Origin of the sequence: Bradyrhizobium sp. 521_C7_N1_3 (genome assembly GCF_052075975.1) — a bacterium.
In the GTDB taxonomy this organism is placed as follows: Bacteria; Pseudomonadota; Alphaproteobacteria; order Rhizobiales; family Xanthobacteraceae; genus Bradyrhizobium; species Bradyrhizobium japonicum.
The window spans coordinates 4,381,400-4,402,667 of sequence record NZ_CP197232.1 but is presented as its reverse complement, the minus strand read 5'-3'; the positions used below and the strand labels follow the sequence as shown (position 1 = coordinate 4,402,667).

General features: G+C 62.5%; 24 protein-coding genes. 9 read left to right on the top strand and 15 right to left on the bottom strand.

Annotation, left to right across the window (positions count from 1 at the left end; translation table 11 throughout):
• Nucleotides 1-348: 348 nt before the first annotated feature.
• The 4 genes from AB7008_RS20110 to AB7008_RS20095 all read right to left on the bottom strand — a co-directional run bounded on the left by AB7008_RS20110 (nucleotide 349) and on the right by AB7008_RS20095 (nucleotide 4,239).
• On the bottom strand, nucleotides 349-1,428 hold the full coding sequence (locus tag AB7008_RS20110; RefSeq protein WP_441261222.1) for an NAD(P)H-dependent flavin oxidoreductase: 1,080 nt from the start codon (nucleotides 1,426-1,428) through the stop codon (nucleotides 349-351).
• 10 nt (nucleotides 1,429-1,438) lie between these two features.
• Nucleotides 1,439-2,152 (bottom strand): SDR family NAD(P)-dependent oxidoreductase, encoded by a 714-nt coding sequence (locus AB7008_RS20105; protein WP_028155876.1) that lies wholly within the window; start codon nucleotides 2,150-2,152, stop codon nucleotides 1,439-1,441.
• Between the two features lie 137 nt (nucleotides 2,153-2,289).
• The gene (locus AB7008_RS20100) at nucleotides 2,290-3,228 is read right to left on the bottom strand and encodes a helix-turn-helix domain-containing protein (protein WP_441259385.1); all 939 of its coding nucleotides are present in this window, start codon (nucleotides 3,226-3,228) and stop codon (nucleotides 2,290-2,292) included.
• 201 nt (nucleotides 3,229-3,429) lie between these two features.
• On the bottom strand, nucleotides 3,430-4,239 hold the full coding sequence (locus AB7008_RS20095; RefSeq protein WP_441259384.1) for a LytTR family DNA-binding domain-containing protein: 810 nt from the start codon (nucleotides 4,237-4,239) through the stop codon (nucleotides 3,430-3,432).
• Nucleotides 4,240-4,359: 120 nt separating this feature from the next.
• On the opposite strand from AB7008_RS20095, the gene AB7008_RS20090 reads away from it, so the two are divergent.
• From AB7008_RS20090 to AB7008_RS20070, 5 genes are all read left to right on the top strand, one after another.
• Entirely contained in the window at nucleotides 4,360-5,331 is a 972-nt protein-coding gene (locus AB7008_RS20090; RefSeq protein WP_264620970.1) for an alpha/beta hydrolase family protein, read from the top strand.
• 555 nt (nucleotides 5,332-5,886) lie between these two features.
• On the top strand, nucleotides 5,887-6,453 hold the full coding sequence (locus AB7008_RS20085) for a hypothetical protein (protein ID WP_441259383.1): 567 nt from the start codon (nucleotides 5,887-5,889) through the stop codon (nucleotides 6,451-6,453).
• A 369-nt stretch (nucleotides 6,454-6,822) separates the two neighbouring features.
• A complete protein-coding gene (locus AB7008_RS20080; RefSeq protein ID WP_441259382.1) occupies nucleotides 6,823-7,434 on the top strand; it encodes a tetratricopeptide repeat protein in 612 nt (203 codons plus the stop codon).
• Nucleotides 7,435-7,802: 368 nt separating this feature from the next.
• Entirely contained in the window at nucleotides 7,803-8,258 is a 456-nt protein-coding gene (locus tag AB7008_RS20075; protein WP_441259381.1) for a VOC family protein, read from the top strand.
• 97 nt (nucleotides 8,259-8,355) lie between these two features.
• On the top strand, nucleotides 8,356-8,628 hold the full coding sequence (locus AB7008_RS20070) for a DUF1214 domain-containing protein (protein WP_441259380.1): 273 nt from the start codon (nucleotides 8,356-8,358) through the stop codon (nucleotides 8,626-8,628).
• 291 nt (nucleotides 8,629-8,919) lie between these two features.
• Here the strand turns inward: AB7008_RS20070 and AB7008_RS20065 are convergent, their stop codons facing one another.
• The 10 genes from AB7008_RS20065 to AB7008_RS20020 form a co-directional block, all read right to left on the bottom strand.
• Nucleotides 8,920-9,249: a GcrA family cell cycle regulator gene (locus tag AB7008_RS20065; protein ID WP_304493738.1), complete on the bottom strand. Its 330-nt coding sequence runs from the start codon at nucleotides 9,247-9,249 to the stop codon at nucleotides 8,920-8,922.
• 82 nt (nucleotides 9,250-9,331) lie between these two features.
• Nucleotides 9,332-9,973, bottom strand: a complete 642-nt coding sequence (locus tag AB7008_RS20060) for a glutathione S-transferase family protein (RefSeq protein ID WP_304493737.1) — start codon at nucleotides 9,971-9,973, stop codon at nucleotides 9,332-9,334.
• A 151-nt stretch (nucleotides 9,974-10,124) separates the two neighbouring features.
• Complete coding sequence (locus AB7008_RS20055; protein ID WP_248882473.1) at nucleotides 10,125-10,304, bottom strand: hypothetical protein; 180 nt, start codon at nucleotides 10,302-10,304, stop codon at nucleotides 10,125-10,127.
• Nucleotides 10,305-10,448: 144 nt separating this feature from the next.
• Nucleotides 10,449-10,766 (bottom strand): hypothetical protein, encoded by a 318-nt coding sequence (locus AB7008_RS20050; RefSeq protein WP_304493736.1) that lies wholly within the window; start codon nucleotides 10,764-10,766, stop codon nucleotides 10,449-10,451.
• A gap of 144 nt (nucleotides 10,767-10,910) precedes the next feature.
• Nucleotides 10,911-11,189 carry a dodecin family protein gene (locus AB7008_RS20045; protein WP_304493735.1) on the bottom strand — a complete coding sequence of 93 codons (279 nt, stop codon included), beginning with the start codon at nucleotides 11,187-11,189 and terminating at the stop codon, nucleotides 10,911-10,913.
• Nucleotides 11,190-11,269: 80 nt separating this feature from the next.
• Nucleotides 11,270-11,989 carry a hypothetical protein gene (locus AB7008_RS20040; protein WP_304493734.1) on the bottom strand — a complete coding sequence of 240 codons (720 nt, stop codon included), beginning with the start codon at nucleotides 11,987-11,989 and terminating at the stop codon, nucleotides 11,270-11,272.
• Complete coding sequence (locus tag AB7008_RS20035; protein ID WP_304493733.1) at nucleotides 11,986-12,423, bottom strand: acyl-CoA thioesterase; 438 nt, start codon at nucleotides 12,421-12,423, stop codon at nucleotides 11,986-11,988. Before AB7008_RS20035 ends, AB7008_RS20040 begins: the two co-directional genes overlap by 4 nt.
• Complete coding sequence (locus AB7008_RS20030; RefSeq protein ID WP_441259379.1) at nucleotides 12,423-13,331, bottom strand: fumarylacetoacetate hydrolase family protein; 909 nt, start codon at nucleotides 13,329-13,331, stop codon at nucleotides 12,423-12,425. Before AB7008_RS20030 ends, AB7008_RS20035 begins: the two co-directional genes overlap by 1 nt.
• A 42-nt stretch (nucleotides 13,332-13,373) precedes the next feature.
• Nucleotides 13,374-14,480, bottom strand: a complete 1,107-nt coding sequence (locus AB7008_RS20025; protein ID WP_441259378.1) for a cupin domain-containing protein — start codon at nucleotides 14,478-14,480, stop codon at nucleotides 13,374-13,376.
• Nucleotides 14,481-14,532: 52 nt separating this feature from the next.
• Nucleotides 14,533-15,549, bottom strand: a complete 1,017-nt coding sequence (locus tag AB7008_RS20020) for a carbon-nitrogen hydrolase family protein (RefSeq protein ID WP_441259377.1) — start codon at nucleotides 15,547-15,549, stop codon at nucleotides 14,533-14,535.
• Nucleotides 15,550-15,676: 127 nt separating this feature from the next.
• On the opposite strand from AB7008_RS20020, the gene AB7008_RS20015 reads away from it, so the two are divergent.
• The 4 genes from AB7008_RS20015 to AB7008_RS20000 all read left to right on the top strand — a co-directional run bounded on the left by AB7008_RS20015 (nucleotide 15,677) and on the right by AB7008_RS20000 (nucleotide 20,529).
• Complete coding sequence (locus AB7008_RS20015) at nucleotides 15,677-17,836, top strand: thiamine pyrophosphate-dependent enzyme (RefSeq protein ID WP_441259376.1); 2,160 nt, start codon at nucleotides 15,677-15,679, stop codon at nucleotides 17,834-17,836.
• Nucleotides 17,833-19,398 carry an indolepyruvate oxidoreductase subunit beta family protein gene (locus AB7008_RS20010; protein ID WP_441259375.1) on the top strand — a complete coding sequence of 522 codons (1,566 nt, stop codon included), beginning with the start codon at nucleotides 17,833-17,835 and terminating at the stop codon, nucleotides 19,396-19,398. The genes AB7008_RS20015 and AB7008_RS20010 overlap by 4 nt, the downstream gene beginning before the upstream one ends.
• Nucleotides 19,399-19,552: 154 nt before the next feature.
• A complete protein-coding gene (locus AB7008_RS20005) occupies nucleotides 19,553-20,047 on the top strand; it encodes a MarR family winged helix-turn-helix transcriptional regulator (RefSeq protein ID WP_441259374.1) in 495 nt (164 codons plus the stop codon).
• Nucleotides 20,047-20,529 (top strand): MarR family winged helix-turn-helix transcriptional regulator, encoded by a 483-nt coding sequence (locus tag AB7008_RS20000; RefSeq protein ID WP_014496304.1) that lies wholly within the window; start codon nucleotides 20,047-20,049, stop codon nucleotides 20,527-20,529. The genes AB7008_RS20005 and AB7008_RS20000 overlap by 1 nt, the downstream gene beginning before the upstream one ends.
• Before the next feature lie 10 nt (nucleotides 20,530-20,539).
• On the opposite strand, the gene AB7008_RS19995 is transcribed toward AB7008_RS20000, so the two are convergent.
• Nucleotides 20,540-21,268, bottom strand: a complete 729-nt coding sequence (locus AB7008_RS19995; protein ID WP_248882464.1) for an SDR family NAD(P)-dependent oxidoreductase — start codon at nucleotides 21,266-21,268, stop codon at nucleotides 20,540-20,542.

Here is a 21,268-nt window from a genome sequence, read left to right as displayed (position 1 = left end):
TTGAGTAGTCCTAGGAAAATCTCAGCATCAGATCAGGGAACCGCTCCAGGAAATCAGCTTAAACGTTGATCCGGGCAGTGGGCAAGCGCCGTCGAACTATCCGGTTAGCGCGCGGCAGCCCCCAGGATCCCACTTTCGGGTTTCGGTCAATACAACCGAGAGAGATTGATCCATGCCGCGGCCGCAATCGCTCGGAAACGACGAACCCCGCTTTACAAGCGAACTGGTACCCATGCGGAGGCCCAAGGTGGCGCGACACGAGAGCTCACGAACCGGCGCTCGATCCGCAGCGAACCACGCCGGACTTCGACCCAATTCCGGACTTTGGTTGGTGTCCCAAGCCGGACATCAGCTGCCTCCAGACTTGGTGGCTTCCCGCACGAGGAAGTCCATCAACATTTTGGCGGGGATCTCGCGGGCAAGCGCGGCCGCCTGACCTGACCAGAGTGGCGTGAAATCGGAGCTTCCATTCTGCTCAGCCGCAGCACGCAGCGGCGACAATTCGCCCATGGGCAGCGGAAACTCGGGCGCCGCGTCCGACCAGGGACCGATCTCGGCGGCAAGGCGATTGACCAGAACCCTCGCCGGTCGCCCGGAGAACACGTTGGTCACGACAGTCTGGCTCAACCGCGCATTTCGCAGGGCCTCGCGATGGAGCGGAGGCGTTGCCGACTCGGTACAAAGCAGAAAGGCGGTTCCAACCTGCACGCCGGCGGCCCCGAGGGCGAACGCCGCCGCGATCCCTCGCCCATCCCCGATCCCGCCGGCTGCGATCACGGGCACGCTGACGGCGTCAGCGACTTGTGGCACAAGGGCGAACGTGCCGGCCTGTGAGGCGATCGCGCGCTCGCCGTCAGAATCGAGGAATAAGCCTCGATGTCCTCCGGCTTCGTACCCCTGAGCGATGATCGCATCGGCGCCATGCTTTTCGAGCCAGCATGCTTCGTCGACCGTCGTCGCCGATGAGATCACCTTGCAGCCAGCTGCCTTGACCCGGTCGACCAATCCGGGCTCGGGCAAACCGAAATGAAAGCTTACCACCTCCGGCCGGACCTGTTCGACTACGGCGGACGCGGCATCGCCGAACGGAGCGAGATCGAGGCGCGGTGCAACCGTTGGGGGGGCGATGCCCAGTTCGCGATAATACGACGAAAGCTTCTCATGCCAGGCACGCTCGCGAGCGGCGTCCGCCTTTGCCGCATCGTGGCAGAAGAAGTTGAGATTGATTGGTTTCTTCGTCAGTCGCCGTAGCTCGGCAACGGTCTTTGCAATGAACTCAGGCGTCAAGACGGCGCAGCCGATCGAGCCCATGCCGCCGGCATTCGAGACCGCGGCTGCAAGGTCTACCGTGCCCAATCCGGCCATCGGTGCCAGCAAAATCGGATGCTCGATCTTGAACAATTCAACAAGACGTCGGTTAGACCACATCGCACGCCTCCTACCAGTGGCCGGCGGACGCGCCGCCATCGACATGCATGATCTCGCCGGTGACGAAAGCCGCTCGCTCAAGATACATCACGGCGTCGACGACCTCCTGTATCTCGCCCATGCGGCCCATCGGCTGCAAGCTTGCGAGGAAGCCATGGGCCTCCGGCGCATGCATTGGGGTCGCGATCGCACCAGGCGATATGGCATTCACGCGGATATTCCGGCTTGCGTACTCGATCGCGAGCGAGCGGGTGATCGCGTTGAGCCCGCCTTTGGTTAGCGCCGCGAGCGCCGCCGCCAGGGACGCCATCGGCTGCTCGGCGATCGTGGCCGTGATATTGACGATGTGACCCGAACCCGCGAGCAGCATCCTCGCCGCCACCCGCTGCGTCAGATTGAAAAAGCCCGCGAGATTGACCCCGACCATCTTGGCGAAGTCGGCCTCAGAATACTCGGTAAAGGGCTTCGCTATGAACAGGCCGGCATTGTTGATGAGCGTATCGATCCGTCCGAAGCGCTCGATGGCCAGTTCCACGATACGATCGGTCGTCTTTGCGCTGGCGATGTCGCCATCGACCGCGAGCATCGACGGATCGTCGCTCCTGCCGATCGAACGAGAACTGGCAACCACGTGATAGCCGATATCCCGGTAGGCTTCGAGCAACCCTGCGCCAATGCCGCGCGATGCTCCGGTGATGACGGCAACCTTCCGTTCGGAAGTCATATTCGCCTCTCCTTCACGCAAAGTGCATGGATGGGCGAACAGTTACCCTGATCGAGGCAATGCCGCTTTGCATCGCCTGCTCAGCTATTGTCATTTCCTGCCGTCGGTGGACGCAGATCGTTACATCGGTAACAAAGTCAAGCCAGCCGGTTTCGCCGATATTGCGCCGGTGTCTGGCCCGTAGCTCGCCGGAATGCGCGGGTGAAATTGGCCTGGCACGAAAAACTGAGCCCGAGGGCGATATCGACCAAGGCCCGGTCCGCATCGCAGAGCAGATCCTTGGCGCGTTCGAGGCGCCTTTCACTGACATGCCGATGCGGCGATTTGCCGATGGCGGCCTTGAACGCGCGCGCGAAATAAAACTCGCTCAGGCAGGCAACCGAGGCCAGCCGCGCTACCGTCAGATCGCCCTCCAAATTGGCTTCGATGTAGTCGAGCACGCGCGCCAATCTGCGTCGGTCGAGCCCCTCCCCTGCGGCCGGCGTGACCAGACCGGACCGCGGCGCGGTATGGTTCTGGATCAATCTTGCCGCCAGACTCAATGCCAGGGTTTCGGCGAGCAGCCTGCCTGCGGACGTCTCGTGTTCCAGTTCGAGCATGATGGCAAAGGCAATCTCGGCAAGCAGTGGATCGCGGAAGCCGCCCTTGTGGCGGAGTGAATCGATCGCCGTCGCGTCGAACCCTTCACCCAGATCATGCGACAAGAACAAACCGGTCGGTAGGTAAAGATGCAAAATCGCGGGCACCGGCTCGGACATGTCGATCAGGCCTTGCTGCACGCCGGCCGGACGAAACCAGATGGTTCCACGTTCGGAGATGGTCGAGTCGATGGCCCCGTCCAGCCGACGCGTGACAACGGACCGGCTACCGCGCACATCAACACAGATCTCGGCATCAGGCTGGGGGTTATTCCAGGCAACCGTACCGCGGTGGCTGCGAAGCTCTGCCGTGAGATTTGACCAACCTCGCATGGCGGATGAGGCCAGCAGCCCGGCGACGCCGTATTTATTGGAGCTGCGTTCGCCTGACGGCGTCGGCCGAGATGTCAATTCCTGATTTCGGCCAAATAAATTCACGCGGGCGTGACCTTTGGACAGGCTGCGGGCTCGACCGCGTCAATGTGGTCGGACTCGTGGCTGACCGCAACTCTCGCCTCCGCCCTATCACGCATCTGCGATCAGGCAGTGTAGCCGCTCACTTCCGTTATCGGCCCCCAACCGACGTTGCCACGCTGCTGTCGACCGCCGGCTTTTGACCCACCACGGACATGGCCTCCGTCATAGGGGCAATATTTCCGTTTCGGTGCTGCGGCCCCCCGCCGGGTTCTCGTTCGTCAACCAGCCCGCCTCCCGCACGACGGCGACGGCTGACCGGGCGACGGGGGCCGTGATCCCATTGACGAGCTGCAGTCGCAGATTGCGGCCCTCGGTAACGGCCCGCACAACCGCCTTCCTCGAGACCCACCAGGAGCGATGTACCTGCAGGCCATTGGCATTTTCGAGCGCCATCATCGCCTGGTTGAGCGTTGCCAGTACAAGGCGAGAGTTGCCGGCGGTGTGGACGCGCACATAGTGGTCCTCCATCTGCAGGCAAAGCACCGCGGAAGGTGGCGCACCGAGTAGCCCGAAAGCGGTTGGCGGCGCTTCGCCGGCTTCCTTGGCCTGTTGCCGGCGATGTAACCGGGCCTGCATGAGAAGGGTGAAACCCAGCACAATCGGCAAGGCGGTGATCAGCCCCTGCAAGTACCAATCGAGTGGTCGCAGGATTTTCAGGAAAGGCCACATCGATACGGCGATCGACACGACCCAGATCTGGAATGGCGCGTTCAGGATGACGACGCCGAGGAAGATCGACATCCAGGTCATCGCCGGGTTCAGGCCGAGCCGCAGCACCACCCGGATGAGCGATCCGAAAAGGAGGATTCCGGGTAAGAAGCAGGCGAGTTGAAACACTACGCGCTGCCAGGTCGGTCCGTTCAGATAGCTACCAAACGGCCCGATCAGGCCGAAAAAGATGGCGCAGACGCTCGCGATCGCGAGGTCAACGGCCCAATCCCGCAGAAAGTCACTCCGGCGCGCTTCACTCATAAGGCCACTATAGTGGCGGTTTGCCCGCCGGCGAACCCATTCGCCCGTTGGCGAACAATTGCTGGCGCAGGCCTGTGCCGTTTGCTGGATCCTTGGCAACCCACTCGCCGAGAGGTTCCCATGCGCTACACGATTGCATATTTTTTCGCCGTACTCATCGCCGTCACCGCCGGCCAGGCCGACGCCGCGGTCGGGTTCCGGCATTTCAGCATCGACGATCCGCAAGGCCGACCTATCGAGGTGGGCGTCTGGTATCCGACCACGATGACCCCGAAGCTGGAGGCGATCGAGACCGATCAACAGATGGTCGCCCGCGACGCGCCGGTTGAGGGCACCGGTCTTCCGCTGGTGGTCATATCGCACGGTCACGGAGGTTCCTATGCCGGGCACCTCGACACCGCCACGGCCCTGGCCAATGCAGGGTTCGTCGTCGCCGCTCTTACGCACAATGGCGATAGCTGGCGCGACCAAAGCCGCCCTACCGCAATCTGGGAACGGCCACGGCAATTGAAGCTGCTCACGGATTACATGCTGGGCGCGTGGAGCGACCACGGGCGCCTCGATGCCAATCGCGTTGGCGCGTTCGGCTTCTCGGCTGGCGGCTTGACGGTGCTAGCGGCCGCCGGCGGCGAACCGGACCTTCGGACCCTTCCGAGTCACTGCAAGGCGCATCCCGCCTTCGAAGACTGTCAGATCATGGAAGAGCACCCGTTGCTGCCGAATACCGATATCGTCTGGACCCACGATCCGCGAATCAAGGCGGTGGTCTCGGCCGCGCCCGCTCTCGGTTTTGCCTTCGGGACCAACGGTCTGGCGGCTGTCCTCCAGCCGGTACAGCTCTGGCGGGCCGAGGATGATCAAGTGCTCCCACACCCCTATTATGCGGAAGCCGTTCGGCTCGCTTTGCCGACGCCACCCGAGACGCAGGTCGTGGCTGACGCCGGGCACTACGATTTTCTAAAGCCGTGCTCTGCGGACCTTGCAACCCGCATGCCGGCAATCTGCACAAGCAAGCCGGGCTTCGACCGCGCTGCGTTTCATGAGCGCTTCGATCACGACATCGTCGCCTTCTTCAAGCGGACGCTGCCGTAGCAGGTTTTAAAGTGGGATGTCCGTTCTTGGCCGTTAGTTGACATTCCCGCGCTCAGAGCGAACGTCCCCTCGTGACCCGAAGCGGACATTACGGATATTGGTGGCAGTGGAGATCGACGTGACTCAATGCTCACCTCCTGAGTTGCAAGCGGAACGACGCAAAGCATGAAGAGCGGCACAGAGTCGCTGCACCCATGTGCCCCGTGCTTCATCCGAACAACAGGAGAATTGCATTTTTCACAGCGCATTCGGTCAGGACAGCTGACGGTGCGCGCTACCCGGGCATGACGCTGACGTTCGCCGCGTTCCATGCTATCATACTAATATTCCAGGTCGTTCGGTCGAGCCTTGTATTGAGGTCACAACCGATGATTGGAGCCACCATCCCCACATACTTCGTCGGTCCAAGGCGAAGCATCAAGAAAGCACGATCACGTTGACGCTCGGCGCCGGCGCGTAACTCGATTTGACAGGAGAAAGCATACGCAGGTCGATTTCACCTCGCGGCAGTTCACGGCGGAGACCTGAACCGCCGCTTGATCTAAGGAGGCACTCATGAACTTCATCAACGTGCGCATGGTCCCCACAGTCACCGCAGCGATGAGACTCACCAAAGCAACGGCTTTTGCTGCAGCGCTCGTGTCCTTTGCCCCCGCGGCTGTCGCGGGAGAGCCGATTGAAAAGAAGGGGACTACTCCTTATGTGACGCACTTTATTTTTCGACCCTTGATGAGCATTGACACCGCCGAACTCGGCAAGGCCACTACGCTGGAAGCGGTCGGGACCACTCAAAACATGAAGGGAGAGAAGATGCTGGACAAGATGTCAGCACGCTGCGTGGCGCTGAACGTCGCGTCCGGAGACAAGAAATACATTGACGGCGCGTGCGTGCTCGCCGACAGCGACGGCGATAAGATTTTCTCGACCTTCGATACTCGAGACCTCGACAAGACCCAGCCGAAGATGGATTGTGGAACGCATATCATCACCGGCGGCACCGGTAAGTATAAGGGCATCACCGGAAGCGAACCATTTGCGTGCATAGCTATGCCTGCGCTGGCTGGCTCCGGCGATTATTTTGCGATGGACATCCCGCACAACACGTCCTGGGAAATCAAATGATCCTCAACCCGATGTCGCCGTAAAGACGGTTGTTGAGGCGGCCATCAATCGCTGAACGAGAGCCTAGCCCACCACAGCTGGGCTCTTCTTCTGTTCGTAATCTGGGTTAGATGGTCCGCTTGGCCCCAAGCGGTCGACCCGGCATGTCCGCTAGATGTCCGCTCCTTGGGGGTGAAGCAGACTTGATATGCTCAGCCCGAGTTCTTCCGGGTGTGACCCGCTGCGGACATTGACCGACTCATAAGACAACATTGCTGTCACACCAAATCTCGTTTTTTCTAAATACCTTTCCAGCAATGTTTGAGGTAAGCCGGGTTAACATGTTCGGCTGGATAGAGAGCTCGAAGGCGTAGCTTGCAGGAGGTTTCCATGGCCAACTTGATAATCAGGATTGTGACGCTGGCAACGTGTTCGATTGCGCTGATCGCTGCGTTCTCGGTCACTCCGGCTGTAGCGGCCCCGGGCACTGAGCCAGGTGGCAGTGAGGCAGACTATGGCGGGATGGGGCAACGCTCCGCTTATCCGCCTTCGTCATACCCGAAGCGGTCGGGCGCCAAGGCCACTCACGCGCCCAAGGCCAAAAAAGCCAAGCAGTCCCTGTTCGACGCCCCCGCCTTTGCTCATGGGTATCGCGCAGCCTATTCGGCGATCTACGACCGCACTGACTATGCCTCTGCGATTGAGCAATTGAAAACGCTCGGCCACGACGACCATCCAAACGTCGCCAACCTCATCGGCTACTCCTACCGCAAGCTCGGTGACTACGAGCAGTCGCAGGTCTGGTACGAGCGCGCGCTCAAGGCCGATCCGAACCACGTGCTGACGTGGCAGTATTATGGACTGTGGCAGCTCGAGCGGGGCAACCGCGAGCAAGCGCTCTATCACCTCGGCCGGATTGCATCCATTTGCGGGACTGGCTGCGAGGAGTACCGGTCGTTGGCCGCCGCGCTAGAGAAGCCGCCCACTAGCCTAGTTTATTAGAGACGCTTTGCAACGGCGGTCAGAGCTCGGCGCTAACGCGACGGGTGAGGCTATGTCTGTTCATGGCGCGAAGGCGAAGATCGTTGAAACCCGCGTCGGGTCGGCTGTTTAGGGCGGACCGGACTTCGGCGGCGCGGCCCTCGACCAGCGCTTTAACCTCGTGGCAAATCTGCGTGTGGACGTGCCGACGGCGAACCGCAGCCCCGAAGCCATGCGGGCGCCTATCAAGGACCAGACTTACTTGCTGGCATCGCGTCGGCATCTTCCCCGCCGCGCATCAAGGTAGCTTGTACGCGTAAGCGTACTGCAGCAGGATCCCGGGCGCAAAACCCTTACTAAGGAGTCTTTCTGCCAAGCAAAGGATCTGAATGATGATCGAAATCAACGGAATGGCCCACGCCATCCTGACGGTCTCCAATTTTTCAGCTGCGCGCAACTTTTACGGCAAGCTTCTACCTGCCATGGGGATGACTCCGGTCTGCGACACTGAGAAATTTTTCTATTGCGTCGGCGGTCGAACCGCCATCGGTATTGAACCTTGTGCTCCGGAGCACGCAAGCGAACGCTTCGTCCAGGCCAGGGTCGGGTTGCATCATCTATGTTTACGCGCCCGCACCCGAGAAGACGTAGATCGCTGCGCTGCTTTGCTCCTCGAGGTCGGCGCCACCATTGTTCGCGGCCCCCTGGAAGGTGCCTGGGCCCCAGGCTACTATTACGTTCTGTTCGAAGATCCGGACGGCATTCGACTTGAGGTTAACTACGTTCCCGGCGCCGGCGTCTTTGCTGCTGGTGCGGCCTTCAACCCAGACGATGGGTACGCCTGACGCGCTTCGAGCGGGCTCGTACACATCTCGATCGGTTCAAGCTTTCCATTTCAGCGGGCTGTAGGCGCCAAGTGTCTGCTTCTGACCCATCTCGGAAGTGCTGCAAGGGGGCGGACAACGGAGCCTTTTCCCTCAATGTCAATACGAGGCGGAAAATGCTTCCGACTTGGCGACAGAGACAAGGCGTTTCCCATCGCTCGGATCGCGTGACAAGCCGGAGCAGAACGCTGATGGTACGACCGACCTCTACATCGATCCGAAGCCTCCCGCCGGAAAAGAGGCCAACTGGCTGGCAACGGCACCGAGGCGAGGCTTCTTCGCCATCCTGCGCCTGTACGGACCGGAGGAAGCGGCTGTCAACTATAGCTAGAAGCCCGGCGATATCCAGCGAATGAACTGATGCGGTAAGGCCGGCATCTCGGTCAAAGGCTGTTCGCGGGTCGGGGGGCAACCAAAGCTTCCGCTTCTGGGCCGTTTGAGACCTCGCGAGGGGTACTAAAGATGTCCGCTCACTGGGGCTGACCGGAAGTCGTCTCGGTAGAACCAAACCGACGCGATTGACCCGAAGCAGACCAAGGCTTGGGGAATGGTCACGACAGCCGAGCCGTGCGAGCTGGACCAGGGCACGGACGCAGAGCTTAACGCCCGTCGTGGCTAGCGCTTAGCCAGTGTTCCTGACCGCCTCAGCGAGAATGGCATACAGCTGCTGCTTGCTGAATTCCTTGGGCTGCTGCCTCTCTGCGCTGCTCCGCGACACTTTCTTTTCTACTCGACGTACCAGAGCGGCCGACGACGCCGGCCTTGGCTTCGGGGGCGGCCTTATCTTGGGTCTTGCTGTTGGCGGCTTGTGGCCACGCTTCAAGCCTGAACGGGTTAGCATCCCGCAGACCGCGTTACGGCTACACCCGAGACGGCGCGCAATCTGTGCCGCGCTCTGTCCTGCGGCCCAGAGCCTTTTGAGCAGCGCTACGTCTTTCGCATCCCAGCCCATGAGGCATTATAGCGCGAACTGACCGACACTGGCTAGTCCAGGCCGCTCGTGGGAATCCCTTCTATGGATTCACGACTTGGCTCTACAACCTCGGTGATCTCTCCGCCCAAGTTTTGGTGGCTTGGCAGATTTCCATCGCCCGGGCGTAGGCGGGGCGTGTCGTCGTGCGGGCGAGATAGGCACGCTCGACTGAACCCGGAGTATAGTTGCCGGTTCGCAGACCAAGCAGGAGAGCGTAGCTCACTGAAATGTCAGCAGCGGTGAACCGGTCTCCGGCGAGAAATGGACGACTTGCGAGATGTTGGATGACCAATCCCAGCCGGCTATGAAAGGTCTCCAGTGCCCAGCATGTGACCCGGGCGTTTCGCTCCGCTGCGGGGGCGAATGCGCGACCGACGATGACGGCGTTCATTGGTCCAGCGAGCCCAGCCTCTCCCAAATGAAGAAATTGCAGATAGGCGGCGAAAGCCGGATCATCCGGGCCGACGGCGAGCGGGCTCGGGCCGTGGCGGGCGAGCAGGTATTCGAGGATCGCGATCGACTCGACCATGATCATCTCGCCGTCCTGCAGCGCCGGGATAAAGCCGGCGGGGTTGATCGCAAGAAAATCGGGATCATTCTCGACAGCGAACAGATCGACCGGGCGCAGCCGATAAGCCACCCCCAATTCCTCGAGCAGCCAAACGACACGGAACCCACGACCTTCGCCATAGACGGTGAGCATGATTGAGCGTCCTTAGGTTGGCTTAAGTGCTTTAATTCGCAGGAGCGAGATTGCCACACCTACTGCTATCGCTCTGACGCAATATGCTCAAGGCTTGTCGAATGCTCGGCGTCATGCAGCGCCGGTCCTCCCTACTTTATGGGTTCACGGCCTAGTCTTCATCCGGCTCGCGTACGACTGCCGGTTCGTCGGCTTCATCCTCCTCTTCGTCGTCCTCGTCGTCCTCCTCGTCGTCATCAGGATCTCGAGGCGGCATCGCGGTGCCCATAGCTACGAGCGGCGTCCAGCAGGTCGCCGTGATGAAAAATGCTTCGAAATCGTGCTGCCTCATGTTGTTGTTACTCCTCGAAAAGCATGCGCCGTCGAACATGCCTGACGGACGACCTCCGGATGTCCAGGCCGCGATCGCTCCTACGCGACGGCGATCGGGTCGACAGCAGCGCCAGGGGGCGCCCCCCCACACAACTGGCGGCGTTTACGAATACTTTATGCCCGAGGACGCATCAGGTTCTATATTGACCAACACTTCGCCGGCAGTGATTTCGGGATCCCCGAGATCGAGGTCATGCAGACTTGCCTGAATAAACTCCATTATCATGGCGTTCGCCGCGTTGGCGCTTTCGCGGTCCTCGAATATCATCACGGCGACACCGACGCCGTCGCCCCCATCCAGCACGTAGTACGATCTGAATCCGTGCGATTGCTTCAGGATCTGACCGACGCCGCTCTTGGCGCGGCGAGCGGCGTCCGCAACCGAACGAATCTTGGTGTACTTGCGAATGACGATGTACATGAGGTCACCACGCGTTGCAGTTCCCGTCCCACGCATCAAAGCATACCGGCCCCCAGTTGGACCAGGGCACTGCTTCCCGGATGGCCGCGCGCCTTTCTCCAGTGAGCCAACCTCGCCCCGCAAGCGGGGGCGAGGTGCCGAGGCTCAGGACCCCTCGAACTTGAACGAGACGTTGAGCTTGGCGCGATAGGCCTCTACGTTTCCCTTCTCATCCAGTTGGATATCGAGCTTGACGACCTCTGCAATGCGAAGATCCCGGAGAGATTTTGCGGCTTGCTGGACCGCATTGGCGGCCGCCTTCTCCCATGAGTCGCCGCTGGTACCGATCAGTTCAATGACCTTGTAGACGCTATCAGGCATGTCGTCCTCCTGTTCGGTCTGAAGCAGGAAGCAGGTGCTCCCTGCCGCCGTGAAATCTAGCATCAGGATGTCGGCGCTGATACGACGCGATACGGCGGGGATGGCGGCTTTTGGCCCGAAGCCGCAGTGCGATCAGGTCGTCGTCAGGCGGCTCTCTGAGGCCTAGACCTGACCACCCGCGTCAGCATCGGGAAATGCTTGTTGCCGCCTGCGAAGGGCGGGAACTGGACGAAGTCCGCGCGCATCCGCTGGATCACGTCGGAGCCGAGCGCGTGCGCGAGGGCTTGCGGGCTGTCGAACACCAGCTTGTTGCGCTGCATGTGTTCGACGCGCTGCGACGGCAGCCGGTCGACCCAATCGATGCGGGTGTAGATCTCGATCTGGCGAACATCAGGGAAGGTTCGCATGATCGATGGATGTTGCTCGAGATAATGCAGGTTCCAGGCGTTCATGTCCTCCGCCGGTCCGGGATAGTGCACGAGGTAGCTGCACGGAGTGGTCGTGCCTGCCGGATGTTCGGCGACGTCGACGGGAAACGCGCGTGTCAGCATGACCTGGTGCGTGACGTCCAAGCCGGTGAGGCTCGCTAGTCCGGCCCCCGTCGCGAGACCGGCAAGGATGCCGCCGCGGTCCATCGCCGCCTCGCAGGCGAGCAGGTCCGGAAACCGTAGTTGAAGCGCAAACACCGGGCCGGATCCATCGGCCTTGTAGGGATGATCGACCGACTGTTCGAGCGGCGTGAACAGCAGGCTCTCGGTCATATCAGGGATCGATCCGACCAGCTCCGCTACGGCGTCAACCTCATCAGGATGAATTCGCCGTTCGCCTGCCGGATCGGAGAATGTCATGAAGAGCGAGATCATACGGGTGCTGCCTCGGTGCCCTCGCCCACGCTCATATGGGCCATCAGCGCGGCGCGAATGTCATCCGGCCACGGGATCGCATGATGATCCACCAGTGACGTCGCGGCCAGGATCTGCCGCGCGCGCCAGCGCATGCCGTTCGCGCCCGAGACGACATGCTCCAGATGGAGCGACGATCCGCCGACCCGGCTGATATGCAAGTTGAACGTCAGGTGATCGCCGAACATCGACGGCCGGGAAAAGTCGCAGGTCAGGTGCACCGTGGGCGTCCCGATCTTCCGGACCGTGATCAGCTCCGGCCACGGAAAGCCGATCCTCGCCCAGAAGTCTTCGACGACGCCGTTGAGGATGTTCAGGTAGGACGGGAAGTACGCGATCCCCGAGGGATCGCAGTCTCCGAACCTGAGCTCGCGGTCGAACGAGAACGACGTCATCAGATCGCAACGACCGGATGCCGGATGATGCCGACGCCATCGATCCCGGCTTCGACCACGTCGCCCGGCCACAACCATTCCTGGGGAGTCCTGCCGGCGCCGACGCCCTCCGGCGTTCCGGTCGCGATGATGTCGCCCGGCTCCAGCGTCATGCCCGATGAAATGTCCGATATCAGGACCGGAATGTCGAAGATCATGTATTTGGTGTTGGAGTCCTGCTTCATGACCCCGTTCTTGGTCAGCCACAGCCGCAGGTCATGCGGGTCGGGGATCTCGTCCGCGGTCACGATGCAGGGGCCGAACGGCGCATAGGTGTCCATGCCCTTGGAGAAGATCCACTGGCCGGCGCGGCGATTGTCGCGCGCGGAGATGTCGATCATCACCGAATAGCCGAAGACGTGGTCCATCGCCTTGTCGGTCGCGATGCGGGTTGCGGTCTTGCCGATGATGACGGCGAGTTCGACTTCCCAGTCGAGCTGCTGCGTCATCTTCGCATTGTGCTGGATCGCGCCGCCGGGGCCGATCACCGACGTCGGCGGCTTGGAGAACACGACCGGCTGCTTCGGCAGATCCCTGTCCGTGTCCAGGCTCTTGGCGGACTCCGCCACATGCGCGCGGTAGTTCAGGCCGATACCAAAAATGTTCTTGCGGGGCCGCGGGATCGGCGCCTGCAGCTTCACGTCTTCGACCGGAACGGCGGAGGCGGCGGGCAAGCGTCCTTTGGCATCGTCCAGGCGCTCCTTCAGCGCCGGCAGCAATGTCACGCTGTTGTCGATGAACGACAGCATATCGCTCGGCCATGCAAAGCTATGCGACGCACCGAGGTGCTCGACGTCCACGACCAATCCGTCAACGAGGACCCCGAGGCGGGCACCGCTGGAGCCCAAGGTGTAGGTAACAAGGCGCATGAAGCTCTATCCGGCTCTTTCGGTTGAATTCTGCGGGGGACGTCAGGCGGCGACTGGCTGGTGGCCGGCGTTGTCGCCATAGGCCTCTTCCCGGTAGAAGCCGAGACTCTCGATGACGGGCAGGTCGTTGAAGCAGAACAGGCAGGCGTCCTCGCTGCCCGAGGCATTGCCGTGCTCATGCCAGGCCCAGGAGGGAACGCAGAAGATGTCGCGTTCCTGCCACTCGAAGCGCCTGCCGGCGATGATCGAATAGCCGCGGCCCTTGGCGACCTGGTAGATGAAGCTGCCGGTATGCCGGTGCGACTTCGTCTTCTCGCCCGGCCGCAGCAGCTGCATGCTCGCGCCGATCGTCTGCATCACGTGCCCGCCGGTGATCGGATTGACGTAGTTCATGAGGATGCCGTCATAGGGCGAACCGTCGGTCGCGGCGGCGTATTTGCGCAAGGACTCGTAGGTCGGCTCCCATTCGTATTTGAACATGGGGGAATAGCCCTTCGACCATTTCGAGTCCGCCGGCCGAAGCCCGGGATTGCCCCAGGTCTTGGTCATGTCGTCCACGGGATAGCCGGAGTCCTCCTGTTGCACCTTGGGATGGACCGCGAAAAAGTTCGCCTCCAGCGCGTTGACCAGCGGGATATCCAGGCCGTCCTGCCAGATGCAGACCGAGCCGTTGGCTTCGACGCCATGCTCGTGCCAGGTGCCGTTCGGCGTGAGCACGAAATCCCGCGCCCCGAGCGTCATCTTGTGCCCATCGACGATGGTGTAGGCGCCCGCCCCTTCCATGATGAAGCGCAGGGCTGAAGCCGAGTGCGCGTGTGCGGTTGCGACTTCGCCGGGATGCATCACCTGCAATCCCGAATAAAGCCAGCCGACCGCGGCCGACACGTCGCGGCGGCCGGGATTGTTGAGATAGATCACCCGCCGCCCCGCCTTTTCCGGCGAGACCAGCTCGACCGAGCGCAGCACGTGCTCGCGCAGATCGTTGTAGCGCCAGAGCACGGGAACGGACGCCGATTGCGGCGCCCACGGCTCGATCTTGTTGGCGACCGTCCACAGCGCGCCGGCTTCGTACTTTTCGAGGTCCTTGTAGTAGGCCTTGAGCTCGGGGGTATCTTCGACATTGGCCCGGCCGACGACGTTCTCGCGCATCCTATCCTCCAAGTCCTGTCTCGTGGCGCCGCTTTATCGACGCGCCTAACCATTATTCCGATCTCAGCGGGATCGGCGTGAAGCCGTGCCCCGCGTCATCGCCCTCACTGTCTGCGAGGCCGAGCGGTGCCAGCGGACGACGGTTGACCCGTAAATCGAAAATGTCGAACCGGTTGTAGTGCCCGACGATGTCATGCATCTGCTTCGGCTGGATGCAGCGGTCGAGATCGATGTCGGCGTAGACGATGCCTTCGTCGTCGATCAGGGGATCGCCGACCACGCGGCCGTCAGGTCCGATGATGCCGGAGAACGCGCTCGATTTGCGCTGCAGGCGCGCACGCGCGTCGGGGACGACGGTTTCCATCGCCGTGATGATCTCCTCCGACACGGTCGAGCAGGAGACGATCGTAAAAATCTTGCCCTCAAAGGAATGGGCGATCGCGCGCAACTTGATCGCCTCCGCCATGTCGTAGTCGGGGGGCGCGACCGGAAGCGAGATGTAGCTGGCGACATGCACGAGCTCACCCTGACCCAACAGCGCAAAGCGCGCGAGCGTGTTGGTGTTCTCGCCGCAGGCAAGCCCGCCGAGACGCCCGATCTCGGTATCATAAACGCGCAGGCTCGATCCGTCACCGCCGGTCCAGGTCAGCTTCTCCGCCCAGGTCGGCACCAGCTTGCGGTGCTTGCCCAGCACCGCGCCGTCCGGCCCGATGAAAACCAGGGTATTGTAGATCGCGCCCAGCGACACCGGGCTGCGCTCGTTCACGCCGAGCACGACGTAGCATCCGGTATCGCGCGCGGCCTTCCTGACGACATCGACCTCCGGACCCGGCACCAGCACCGATGCCTTGGCGAGCTTCTCGAACCATGCGCTGCCCGTGACGGGATCGGTGATCCAGTTCCAGTAGGGATAGCCGGGAACGAACACTTCGGGGAACGCGACGAGCTTCGCGCCATTGGCTGCGGCTTCACGCACCAGTGAAGCCGCCTTGTCGGCTGTCGCGCCCGGGTTGAGATAGACAGGTGAAGCCTGGACGGCGGCAGCTCTAAAGCGAGGCAGCTTCAGCATTGGCCCTACCCTGCCGCTGGCTCATGATCGCCTTGCCGGAGCAGAGGTCGGCAAGCGTGATAGCATGGCGCGGCGTTGACTTACTTCACATGTAAACGTATGCTATCGCATATTTCTGGAGGGTGCAATGGCTGAACGGTCTTTTGCTCGCGAAGTCGAGGATCTCCGGCTCGGCGACGGCGATACGTTCCGCGGCGAAGGCATCCTCGCCATCACCAAGGCGCTGCTGCAATCCGGCGTCGCCTATGTCGGCGGCTACCAGGGCTCTCCGATCTCGCACCTGATGGACGTGCTCGCCGACGCCAAGGACGTGCTCGACGATCTCGGCGTCGTGTTCCAGAGCTCCGCCAACGAAGCGGCTGCGGCGGCGATGCTGTCGGCCTCGGTGATGTATCCCCTGCGCGGCGCGGTGGCGTGGAAGTCGACGGTCGGCACCAACGTCGCCTCCGACGCGCTCGCCAATCTCGCCTCGGGCGGCGTCACCGGCGGCACCATGATCATCGTCGGCGAGGACTATGGCGAAGGCTCCTCCATCATGCAGGAGCGGACCCACGCCTTCGCGATGAAATCGCAGATGTGGCTGCTCGATCCCCGCCCCGATCATGAATGCATCGTCAATCTGATCGAGAAGGGTTTTGAGCTCTCCGAATTCTCGAACACGCCCGTGATGCTCGAGGTTCGCGTCCGCGCCTGTCACATGCACGGCAGCTTCGCCTGCAAGGACAACGTCAAGCCGGCGCACACCATCAAGGACGCGCTCAACAGCCCCAGGCGCGACGTCAACCGCATCGTGCTGCCGCCGGCGGCCTATGAGCACGAGCAGGAGAAGATCAAGACGCGGATGCCCGCCGCGATCGGCTTCATCCGGGACAACAAGCTGAATGAATGGATGGGGCCGAAGCAGGGCAAGGTCGGCATCATCATGCAAGGCGGCATGTACAACAACGTGATCCGCGCGCTGCAATATCTCGGGCTGTCGGATGCCTATGGCAACACCCAGGTTCCGCTCTACGTCATGAACGTCACCTACCCCGTGATCGACACCGAGGTCGCGGGGTTCTGCGTCGACAAGGACGCCGTCCTGATCGTCGAGGAAGGCCAGCCGGAATATCTGGAGCAGGCGATCAACACCGTGCTCCGCCGAAGGGACATCCAGGCGCGCATCCACGGCAAGGACGTGCTGCCGATGGGTGGCGACTACACCGCGCAGGTCCTGCTCGGCGGCGTCAGGGACTTCCTGGAGAAGACCCAGCCGCGGCTGCTCGGCAACCGGCCACCGGCGCCGGACGCCGTTCCCGTGCTCAATCACCCCGCGGTCGAGAGGCTGAAGCAGGTCGTGCCGGCGCGCCCGCCCGGGCTCTGCACCGGCTGCCCGGAGCGGCCGATCTTCGCCGCCATGAAGCTCGTCGAGGAAGAGCTCGGCCAGCATCATGTCTCGGCCGACATCGGCTGCCATCTGTTCTCGATCCTGCCGCCCTTCAATATCGGCGCGACCACCATGGGCTTCGGCCTTGGCCCGGCCTCGACCTCGGCCTTCAACGTCAAGGCAGACAAGCGCTCGATCGCGGTGATGGGCGACGGCGGCTTCTGGCACAACGGACTGACCAGCGGCATCGGCAATGCCGTGTTCAACAAGCACGACGGCGTGTTCGTCATCGTCGACAACTATTGCACCTCGGCGACCGGCGGTCAGGACATCCTGTCCTCGCGCGCGATCAACAAGCGGCGCGACACCAACAATTCGATCGTCAAGGCCGTGAAGGGCATCGGCGGCCAGTGGGTTCGCCAGCTCGACCGCACCTATGATGTCGGCAAGATGCGCGACACGCTGAAGGAAGCCCTGACGACCAAGGAGGAAGGCCCCAAGGTCATCGTCGCCTCCTCCGAATGCATGCTGAACAAGCAGCGCCGCGTGAAGCCGCAGATCAACAAGGCGATCAAGGACGGAGTGCGCATCGTCAAGGAGCGCTTCGGTGTCGACGAGGACGTCTGCACGGGCGACCATGCCTGCATCCGGCTCTCGGGCTGCCCGTCGCTTTCGGTGAAGCAGCTGGACGATCCCTTGCGCGACGATCCCGTTGCGGCGATCGACAATTCCTGCGTCGGCTGCGGCAATTGCGGCGAGGTCTCCGAGGCCGCCGTGCTCTGCCCCTCGTTCTATCGCGCGGACGTCATTCACAATCCGACCGGCTGGGACAGGTTCAAATCCAGGGTCGCGATGGCCGTGATCGGCTGGTTGCAACGGCGGCGTGATCGCCGGCGTCCGGCACTCGAGGCGTTGGCATGAGAGACGAGACGGTCCGGCTGGCCCTCCCTGCCGCCGGCGAGGCAACCGAGCGGCCGATCTCCATCGCGATCGTCGCGATGGGTGGCCAGGGTGGCGGCGTGCTGACCGACTGGATCGTTCAGTTGGCCGAGAACCACGGCTGGGTCGCGCAATCGACCTCGGTGCCCGGCGTCGCCCAGCGCACCGGCGCCACGATCTACTATATCGAGGCGATGCCGCCGCTCGACGGCCGCAAGCCGATCCTGTCGCTGATGCCGACGCCCGGCGACGTCGACGTGGTGATGGCGGCGGAATTCATGGAGGCCGGCCGGTCGATCCTGCGCGGCCTCGTGACGCCGGATCGCACCACGTTGATCGCATCCAACCACCGGTCGTTTGCGATCGGCGAGAAGATCGCACCGGGCAATGGCATCGCCGACGGCGGCGCCGTCACCGGCGCCATCGGGGTTGCCGCCAAGTCCGAGATCATCTTCGATCTGAATGCGCTGGCGATCGCGCATGGCAGTGTCATCTCGGCCGCGATGTTCGGCGCGCTCGCGGCGGCCGCTGTGCTGCCGTTCAGCCGCGACAGCTATCTCGACGTGATCCGCGCAGGTGGGAAAGGCGCCAAGGCCAGCGTGGAGACCTTTGAAGCCGCGTTTGACCGGGTCAAGACCGGTTCACCCGAGGTCGCAGCACCGGCGCCATCAAAGCAGGCCGGTCACGTCCCCTCTCCCGCGACGCCCGATCCAGATCTTGCCGGGCTCATCGCCAGACTGAAGCAGGAGTTGCCCGAGCCTGCGCTCACCATGGCCCGCGCGGGCTTGAGGAAGGTCGTCGGCTTCCAGGACGTCGCCTATGGCGCCGAATATCTCGACATTCTCAAGACGCTGCACACGGCCGATCGAAGCGCCGGCGGTGGTGCGCGCGCCTATGCCTTCACGGAGGTGGCGGCGAAGTATCTCGCCAACGCCATGACCTATGACGACGTCATCCGCGTGGCCGACCTGAAGACACGCGCCGGTCGCCGCGCGCGCATCGAGAGCGAGCTCGAGATGTCGCAGGGACAGGTGCTCCAGACCACCGAGTTCATGCATCCGCGCGTGGAGGAGGTCATGGGCGTGCTGCCTGTGGGCTTTGCTCGCTGGCTCAGCGCGCGGCCGCGCCTCCTCGGCTGGCTCGATCGCCGCGTCAACCGGGGACGCCGGGTGCGGACCTACTCGCTGCCCTGGTTCCTGACTCTCTACGTCGTGGCCGGATTGCGCGGCCTGCGACGCCGCTCCCTGCGTCACGCCGTCGAGACCGCGCATCGGGACGGATGGCTCAAGGCCGCAACCGACGCGGTCGCCACCAACTACCAGCTCGGTGTCGAGATCCTGCAATGCCGACGCCTCGTGAAGGGCTATTCCGATACCCACAGCCGGGGACTGTCCAAATTCGACAGGACGCTGGCCGCGATCAAGCTGGTCGAACGACGCGAGGATGCCGCCGATTGGGCGCGCCGCCTGCGCGAGGCCGCGCTGAAGGACAGCGCCGGGAAGGAGCTCGACGGCGTGATCCAGACCATCAAGACCTTTGCATGATTCCATCGGAGGGGACGCCGGAGTGGATTGCCGTTCGCCCCCCAAGACGTCAGGATCAGGCGACTTGACTACGATTCTCAAATTGTTAATCGGAGCGAAAGACCCGCGATAATCCCTCCAATCGACGAGACATCTTGTACTCGATGGTCATGCAATGTCGGCAGCACTCAAAGAGAACATTGTTCCCGTCCCTGGGCAGATCGAAACCCGGCTCTGGCTCCAATTGCTGTCGCTGCATGGCGAGCTGTTCGCGTCGCTGAATTCGATGCTGAACTCCGAGTTCGGCCTGTCGCTCGCAAAATTCGACGTGCTGGCCCAGCTCGATCGCTATCGGGATGGCCTTGCGCTCGGGCAGTTGTCGCAAAATCTGAAAGTCACCGGCGGCAATGTCTCGGGGCTGGTGCAGCGTCTTCTCGCCGACGACCTCATCAGCAAGGAGATGTCGAGCGAGGACCGGCGGTCCTTCATCGTGCGCCTGACGCCGAAGGGCGAAGCGCTGTTCAGGAAGGCGGCCGACGTCCACAAGAAGCATCTCGGCAAACGGCTCGAGAACGTTTCGGCCCGGGAGCTGGACGGTGCGCTGTCCGTACTGAAATCCCTTTCTTCAAAACTTCATACCGAGAGCAAGAAGCAAAGTCGCAAGAGATAATGGCCAGAGAATCCAAGAGCAGATGGAAGTCGGGTCCGCCGAGGACGAGGGACCAGCTGCAAACCTACATCCCGTATCTGTTCAACCGGCTCGCCAATCGCTGGAATCTCGATCAGAACCGCGACCTGAGCGACCACGGCATCAACAATGTCGTGTTCCGGACGCTGTCGGTCCTGTTCATCTACAAGACCCTGACGGTCAACGAGGTCGCCGTTCTCGCGGTTACCGAGCAGTCGACGGCGAGTCGCATGGTCGAGTCCATGGTGTCATCGGGCCTCGTCAAGCGCGAGATCGCGGAGGAAGACCAGCGCCGCCGCGTCGTGGGTCTGACCCCGGACGGCGAGGCGCTGCTGCGCAAGATCTGGCCGATCATGGCGAGCAACTACGACAAGCTGATCGAAGGCATCGAGCCCGACGACATCGAGGTCTGCGCGCGCGTGCTGGCCAGGATGGTCGAGAACATCCGCCAGAACCAGATCTAGGTGGCGGGCGTTACGGACCGAGCCCGACGAGGCTGGTGCCGCCGCAGACATAGAGAACCTGGCCGGTGACGAAGTCCGATCGCTCATCGAGGAAGAAACTGATGGCGTGCGCGACATCCTCGCGCGAGCCGAGCCGTCCGACCGGAACGTTGCGCGCCATCCGCTCCTGCTGCTCGGAGCCTTTGGGAATGATGCCCCAGAAATTGTCGGTCAGGATCGGCCCTGGCGCGACGACGTTCACGGTGATGCCGCTCGCGGCGAGCTCCAGCGCCCAGGTCCGCGCCATGCCGTGCACGCCGGCCTTGGTCGCGGAATAGGCCGACCGCGTCGCCGCGCCCATCGCGGCCCGCGAGCTGACGAACACGATGCGGCCGAAGCGGCGCGCACGCATCCCCTCCAGCGCCGCCTGGGTCAGCAGCATCGGCGCGCCCAGGTGCAGCTGCGCCAGCATCAAGATGTCTTCCGGCTTCGCATCGGGCAGCAGGTTCGGCAGGATCACGCCGGCATTGTGCACGAGGCGATCGACGGCGTGATCACGGCAGATCTCCTGTGCGATCGCGCGCGTCTCCTCGATATCGGAGAGATCAGCGCGATAGGCCGCGAGCAGATCATGCGTCCAGTTCGGCTTCTCCAGCCCGACCGAGACCACGCGCTGCCCGCTCTCGACGAGCTTTTTCGCCAGCGCCTCGCCGATCCCCGAATTGCCGCCGGTGATGAGTGTGGTGCGGATCTCGCTCAT

Coding starts and splice junctions, on each gene's coding strand:
- AB7008_RS20075 (WP_441259381.1), top strand. CDS start 7,803: ATGATGATCGAAATCAACGGAATGGCCCACGCCATCCTGACGGTCTCC.
- AB7008_RS20110 (WP_441261222.1), bottom strand. CDS start 1,428: ATGTGGTCTAACCGACGTCTTGTTGAATTGTTCAAGATCGAGCATCCG.
- AB7008_RS20085 (WP_441259383.1), top strand. CDS start 5,887: ATGAACTTCATCAACGTGCGCATGGTCCCCACAGTCACCGCAGCGATG.
- AB7008_RS20050 (WP_304493736.1), bottom strand. CDS start 10,766: ATGTACATCGTCATTCGCAAGTACACCAAGATTCGTTCGGTTGCGGAC.
- AB7008_RS20105 (WP_028155876.1), bottom strand. CDS start 2,152: ATGACTTCCGAACGGAAGGTTGCCGTCATCACCGGAGCATCGCGCGGC.
- AB7008_RS20010 (WP_441259375.1), top strand. CDS start 17,833: ATGAGAGACGAGACGGTCCGGCTGGCCCTCCCTGCCGCCGGCGAGGCA.
- AB7008_RS20065 (WP_304493738.1), bottom strand. CDS start 9,249: ATGGGCTGGGATGCGAAAGACGTAGCGCTGCTCAAAAGGCTCTGGGCC.
- AB7008_RS20060 (WP_304493737.1), bottom strand. CDS start 9,973: ATGCTCACCGTCTATGGCGAAGGTCGTGGGTTCCGTGTCGTTTGGCTG.
- AB7008_RS19995 (WP_248882464.1), bottom strand. CDS start 21,268: ATGAGCGAGATCCGCACCACACTCATCACCGGCGGCAATTCGGGGATC.
- AB7008_RS20080 (WP_441259382.1), top strand. CDS start 6,823: ATGGCCAACTTGATAATCAGGATTGTGACGCTGGCAACGTGTTCGATT.
- AB7008_RS20040 (WP_304493734.1), bottom strand. CDS start 11,989: ATGATCTCGCTCTTCATGACATTCTCCGATCCGGCAGGCGAACGGCGA.
- AB7008_RS20030 (WP_441259379.1), bottom strand. CDS start 13,331: ATGCGCCTTGTTACCTACACCTTGGGCTCCAGCGGTGCCCGCCTCGGG.
- AB7008_RS20015 (WP_441259376.1), top strand. CDS start 15,677: ATGGCTGAACGGTCTTTTGCTCGCGAAGTCGAGGATCTCCGGCTCGGC.
- AB7008_RS20090 (WP_264620970.1), top strand. CDS start 4,360: ATGCGCTACACGATTGCATATTTTTTCGCCGTACTCATCGCCGTCACC.
- AB7008_RS20020 (WP_441259377.1), bottom strand. CDS start 15,549: ATGCTGAAGCTGCCTCGCTTTAGAGCTGCCGCCGTCCAGGCTTCACCT.
- AB7008_RS20055 (WP_248882473.1), bottom strand. CDS start 10,304: ATGAGGCAGCACGATTTCGAAGCATTTTTCATCACGGCGACCTGCTGG.
- AB7008_RS20045 (WP_304493735.1), bottom strand. CDS start 11,189: ATGCTAGATTTCACGGCGGCAGGGAGCACCTGCTTCCTGCTTCAGACC.
- AB7008_RS20035 (WP_304493733.1), bottom strand. CDS start 12,423: ATGACGTCGTTCTCGTTCGACCGCGAGCTCAGGTTCGGAGACTGCGAT.
- AB7008_RS20025 (WP_441259378.1), bottom strand. CDS start 14,480: ATGCGCGAGAACGTCGTCGGCCGGGCCAATGTCGAAGATACCCCCGAG.
- AB7008_RS20095 (WP_441259384.1), bottom strand. CDS start 4,239: ATGAGTGAAGCGCGCCGGAGTGACTTTCTGCGGGATTGGGCCGTTGAC.
- AB7008_RS20005 (WP_441259374.1), top strand. CDS start 19,553: ATGTCGGCAGCACTCAAAGAGAACATTGTTCCCGTCCCTGGGCAGATC.
- AB7008_RS20000 (WP_014496304.1), top strand. CDS start 20,047: ATGGCCAGAGAATCCAAGAGCAGATGGAAGTCGGGTCCGCCGAGGACG.